Here is a 4,949-nt window from a genome sequence, read left to right as displayed (position 1 = left end):
GGCGGCGCCGCGTCGAGGTGCAGCTCGTGGAGGCGCTCACCCGCGACGGGCGCATGACCTGGGAGCAGCTCGGCGACCTGCTCGGCCGGTCGGCGCAGACCGCGCGGCGGCACACGAACGCGCTGCTCGGCCGCGGCATCCTGACCCTGCGCTGCGACCGGGCGCGGCGATTCGATGCGTCGCGGCGGGAGGCGTCGTACGCGGTGAACGTGCCGGCGCCGCGACTCGAAGAGGCCGCGCGCTTCTTCGCCGAGCTGCCCTCGTGCCGCCTGAGTGCCGAGGTGCTCGGACCGTTCAACCTCGTCGCGACCCTGTGGGTGCGCGACCTCGCCGAGCTGCAGCGCGTCGAGACCGAGCTCGCCACCCGCATCCCGGACGCCGCCGTGCGGCAGCGCACGCTGTCGGTGCGCACCGACAAGAGGCTCGGGCACGTGCTGGATGCCGCCGGCCGCACCACCGGCGTCGTGCCGATGCTGTTCCCGGCGTGACGGCGCGCCGTCATCCCGTGTCGCGCGCTTGACGCCGTTCCGGCCCGCTCGGGTCTACGATCGCGCTGTCCGCACCGGCGCCCCGACGCGCCGGGCCCCCGACCCCGGGACGCGGTCCGAGCCGAAGGAGCACGGATGAGCACGACAACCGCCACGAGCAGCCGCGGACTCGAAGTCCGCTCGATCGACTACGTCCCGCTCTCGGAGCGGCACGGCAAGGTCTCGCATATCGGACCCCTGTGGTTCATGAGCAATGCGCAGATCGCCACCCTCGCCACGGGCCTCATCAGCATCACCAGCGGCGGCAACCTGATCTGGTCGTTCATCGCGATCGCGCTCGGCATCCTGATCGGCACGTTCTTCATGGCCGCCCACTCGTCGCAGGGCCCGCAGCTCGGCCTGCCGCAGATGATCCAGTCCCGGCCCCAGTTCGGCTACATCGGAGCCCTGCTGGTGTGGCTGTTCGCGTACATCCAGTACGCCGGCTTCAACATCTTCAACTCGGTGCTCGCCGGCGAGGCGGTCGGAGGTGCGATCAGCACCAAGCAGGCGGCCGACCCGCTCTGGATCTGGGTGGTCACGATCGTCGCCGTCGTGGTGGCACTCGTCGGCTACGACCTCATCCACTCGGTGGAGCGGTACCTGATGTACCTCACCGTCATCATGCTGGTGCTGCTGACGGCATCCGCGGTCATCCACCTGCACGTGCCGGCATCCCAGTTCGACCTGTCGCACTTCCAGCCGGTCGCGTTCTTCGGCCAGCTCGGCGTCGCCGCCGGCTATCAGATCTCGTGGGCCATCTACGTGTCGGACTACTCGCGCTACCTGCCGCGCACCACCTCGACCAACAGCACCTTCCAGTGGACGTTCTGGGGCAGCGCCCTCGGCGGCATCTGGGTGATGTTCCTCGGTTCGTGGATCGCGGTGTCGGCCAAGGACATCGGCACGAACACGGTCGTGGACCTCAAGCACGTCGCCGACCTGCTGTTCCCGGGGTTCGGCGTCATCGCGCTCATCGTCGCGGCGCTCGGGCTCGTGTCGGTGACCGCGCTGAACATGTACGGCGGCTCCCTGACGCTCATCTCGTCGATCGACAGCTTCGTGAAGGTGCGCCCGACGCTCACCATCCGCATCGTCACGCTCGTCATCACCGCCGCGATCTCGCTGGCGTTCGCCCTGTTCGCGACGGCGCACTTCCTCGGCAACTTCAACGCGTTCCTGCTGCTGATCCTCTACCTGTTCATCCCGTGGACCGCCGTCAACCTGACGGACTTCTTCATCGTCCGCAAGGGCCACTACGCGATCGCCGAGATCTTCAAGCCGAACGGCATCTACCGCCGGTGGGGCTGGCCGGGCATCGCCGCGTACGTGCTCGGCTTCGTCGTGATGGTCCCGTTCTTCGACGTGGCGGACTTCTACGAGGGCCCGGTGTCGAAGGCGATGGGCGGCGTCGACATCTCGATGTTCATCGGGCTGCCGGTCGCGGCGGTCGCGTACTGGCTGATGACCCGCCACATCGACGTCGCCGCCGAGCAGGCCCTCGCGGACACGCAGGCGCGCGAGATCGAGGAGGCCGCGGCGCACCACGAGCTCCCCTGACCGCCCTGAGCCGCCGGCGCCCCGGGGCGTCGGCGGCTCAGTGGCGGTAGGTGCCGTGGATGATGGCGCGACCGAGGGTCTTGAACGCGAGGTTGAACGACACCACGGCCGGCGTGACCTCCGGGCTCACGCCCAGGGAGTCCTCGCCGACCGCGTGCACCACGAAGAAGTACCGGTGCACCTGGTCGCCGGCCGGGGGAGCGGCGCCCATGAACGTCGCCTCGCCGCCGTCGTTGCGCACATGGAACGCCGCGCCGGGCAGCTCGTGGGTCGCGGCCCCGGTCTCGAGGCTCGTGACGTCGGCGGGCAGGTCCACGAGCACCCAGTGCCAGAAGCCCGACGGGGTCGGGGCATCCGGATCGAAGCACGTGACGACGAAGGACTTGGTGCCGGCGGGCGCCCCCGACCAGCTCAGCTGCGGGGACGTGTTGCCGAGCGCGGCGACCTGGTCGCCTTTGAGCGGGGCGCCGTCGGTGACGTCGGTGCTCGTGACGGTGAACGAGGGCACCGCGGGAAGGAGCGGGTACGGGTCTGGTTTGACGGGTCGATCGAGGGAGGCCATAGCCGCGACCTTACGCCTTCTTCGCCGCCGCCTTCACGGCCCGCTTGTGCTCGCGCACGAGGGTGAGCGATTCCGGCGAGACGATGTCGGCGACGCTGCGGAACGAGCCCTCCTCGCCGTAGGGGGCGGATGCTTCCCGCCAGCCGGTGCCGGTGAACCCGCACTGCTTGCCCAGCAGCGCCAGGAAGATCTTCGCCTTCTGCTCGCCGAACCCGGGGAGGGCCTTCAGGCGCTTCAGCACCGTCGCGCCGTCCGGGGCTGCGCCGGCGGGATCCGGCTCCGTCCACAGGGCTGAGGCGTCCCCGCCCCACTCGTCGACGAGGGCCTGGCACAGCGCCTGCACGCGCGCCGCCATCGACCCCGGGAACCGGTGCACCGCCGGCGGGGTCTTGAACGCCGCGGCGAATGCGTCGGGGTCGTACCCGGCGATCGTGCCGGCATCCACGGAGCCCACCCGGTCGCGGATCTTCAACGGACCGGCGAAGGCCGTCTCCATCGCGACCTGCTGGTCCAGCAGCATCCCGATGAGCAGCGCCAGCGGGTCCTCGGTGAGCAGTTCGTCGGCAGCCGGGTCGGCGGTGATGTGGAGGGGCATGCTCCCAGTGTCTCAGGGGCGCTCAGCGGCTGTCGACCGCCGCTCGGATCGCATCGAGCACCGCCTGCAGCGCAGGCGAGTCCGTCTGACTTCGGCGATGCACGGCCGAGACCCCGCGCGCCGAGGCGGGATCGGCCGTGGGGATCGCGACCAGGTCCGCGTGCAGCGGCGGCCGCCCCATCCGCGGCACGAGGGCGACCCCCAGGCCGGCGCGCACGAGTTCGAGGTGGTTCTCGAACTCCATCGACTCGTGGACGATGCGCGGCGCGTTCGAGACGCCGTCGAACAGCCGTCGCAGCCACTGCCGGCAGATCGTCGAGTCGAAGGTCGCGATCCACTCCTCGTCGGCGAGGTCCGCGGGCGTCAGCGCGGTGCGGCCGGCGAGCCGGTGGTCGCGCCGCAGGATGACGTCCGCCTCGTCGGTGAACAGCGGCGTCTCGACGAGGTGGTCGGGCATCGCGAGCGCCACCCCGCCCCAGCGGTGCACGATGCCGAGATCGCGCTGGCCGGATGCCACGAGCGCGATCGTCTCCCACGGCTCGCTCTCGCGCATCGGCACCCGCAGCCCGGGATGCTCCATGTGCAGCCGCGGCAGGACGTCGACGAGGATGCCGCGCACCGCGGTCGAGAACGCGCCGATGCGCACCTCGCCGACGACGGGACCGGCCGCGGTGCCGTCCGTGCCGCCCGCGAGCTGCAGGTCGGCCTCGAGCCGCTCGAGGTCGGCGAGCACGGATGCCGACGAGGTGACGAGGTGGCGTCCGGCGTCGGTGAGCACGACGCCGCGACCGGCCCGTTCGAGCAGGGCGACGCGCGTGCCCCGTTCGAGGCGCTTGATCTGCTGCGAGACCGCCGACGGGGTGTAGCCGAGGGCATCCGCCGCCGCGGCGACGCTGCCGCCGGTGGCGACGGCCCGGAGGGCGACCACGGCTTCGAGATCGATCATGCAGCGATGCTACCGAATCAAGAGCAGAAATGATCGCTGGTGTTTCCGAATGTGCTGCGATGAAGTGGAGGCATGACACGACGCGACATGCTGCTGGCCGCCATCGTGGCGACGATGTGGGGCTTCAACTTCGTCGTGATCGACTGGGGGATGCACGGCATCCCGCCGCTCTTCTTCGTCGCCGTGCGGTTCGCGGTCGTCGCGCTCGCCGCCGTCGTCGTGCCGCGCCCGCTCGCAGGTTGGAAGACGGTGGTCGGCGTCGGCCTCTTCATGAGCCTCGGGCAGTTCGCCCTGCTCTACACCTCGATCGCCCTCGGTCTGCAGCCGGGCATCGCGGCGCTGCTGCTGCAGGCGCAGGTGGTGCTGACGATCGCCGTGGCCGCGCTCGCCCTGCGCGAGCGGCCGAGCGCCCGACAGGCGGTCGGCGTGCTCGTCGGCACGCTGGGCCTCGGGGTGGTTGCACTCGGACGCGGAGGCGATGCGCCCGCCCTCGCGGTCGTACTGTGCCTTCTCGCCGCGCTGTCCTGGGCGATCGGCAACGTGATCTCCCGTCAGGCGGGACCCGTCGCGCCCGCGACGCGCTTCGGCGCCCTGTCGCTCACGGTGTGGTCGTCGCTGGTCGTGCCGCTTCCGGCGCTCGGCCTGTCGGTGCTGGTCGAGGGGCCGCACGCGATCCTCGCGGGGATCGCGGCGTTCGGGTGGCGGCCCGTGCTGTCGACGCTCTACACGGCGGGACTGTGCACCCTCGTCGGGTACGCG

General features: G+C 71.0%; 6 protein-coding genes. 3 read left to right on the top strand and 3 right to left on the bottom strand.

The features are described 5' to 3' along the window. On the top strand, positions 1-488 hold a 488-nt coding region (locus VJR25_RS02955), incomplete at its 5' end, for an Lrp/AsnC family transcriptional regulator (protein ID WP_324112367.1). Positions 489-623: 135 nt separating this feature from the next. Beyond that, a complete protein-coding gene (locus VJR25_RS02950; protein ID WP_324112365.1) occupies positions 624-2,087 on the top strand; it encodes a purine-cytosine permease family protein in 1,464 nt (487 codons plus the stop codon). Positions 2,088-2,124: 37 nt separating this feature from the next. On the opposite strand, the gene VJR25_RS02945 is transcribed toward VJR25_RS02950, so the two are convergent. Genes VJR25_RS02945 through VJR25_RS02935 form a run of 3 tightly spaced genes read right to left on the bottom strand, consistent with a single transcriptional unit; the run spans position 2,125 to position 4,190 of the window. Further along, a complete protein-coding gene (locus tag VJR25_RS02945; RefSeq protein ID WP_324112363.1) occupies positions 2,125-2,649 on the bottom strand; it encodes a YbhB/YbcL family Raf kinase inhibitor-like protein in 525 nt (174 codons plus the stop codon). Between the two features lie 10 nt (positions 2,650-2,659). Next, complete coding sequence (locus tag VJR25_RS02940; RefSeq protein ID WP_324112361.1) at positions 2,660-3,244, bottom strand: HhH-GPD-type base excision DNA repair protein; 585 nt, start codon at positions 3,242-3,244, stop codon at positions 2,660-2,662. 22 nt (positions 3,245-3,266) lie between these two features. After that, the gene (locus VJR25_RS02935) at positions 3,267-4,190 is read right to left on the bottom strand and encodes a LysR family transcriptional regulator (protein WP_324112359.1); all 924 of its coding nucleotides are present in this window, start codon (positions 4,188-4,190) and stop codon (positions 3,267-3,269) included. A 72-nt stretch (positions 4,191-4,262) separates the two neighbouring features. Between VJR25_RS02935 and VJR25_RS02930 the strand changes: the two genes are divergently transcribed. Continuing rightward, on the top strand, positions 4,263-4,949 hold a 687-nt coding region (locus tag VJR25_RS02930; protein ID WP_324112357.1), incomplete at its 3' end, for an EamA family transporter.

Source organism: Microbacterium sp. (assembly GCF_035277845.1).
In the GTDB taxonomy this organism is placed as follows: Bacteria; Actinomycetota; Actinomycetes; order Actinomycetales; family Microbacteriaceae; genus Microbacterium.
Note: the sequence above shows the minus strand (reverse complement) of the source record. Positions and strands in the feature narration are given on the sequence as shown.

Excerpts from the sequence above, each read along its gene's own strand:
- VJR25_RS02935 (WP_324112359.1), bottom strand. The coding sequence starts at position 4,190 with ATGATCGATCTCGAAGCCGTGGTCGCCCTCCGGGCCGTCGCCACCGGC.
- VJR25_RS02950 (WP_324112365.1), top strand. The coding sequence starts at position 624 with ATGAGCACGACAACCGCCACGAGCAGCCGCGGACTCGAAGTCCGCTCG.
- VJR25_RS02940 (WP_324112361.1), bottom strand. The coding sequence starts at position 3,244 with ATGCCCCTCCACATCACCGCCGACCCGGCTGCCGACGAACTGCTCACC.
- VJR25_RS02945 (WP_324112363.1), bottom strand. The coding sequence starts at position 2,649 with ATGGCCTCCCTCGATCGACCCGTCAAACCAGACCCGTACCCGCTCCTT.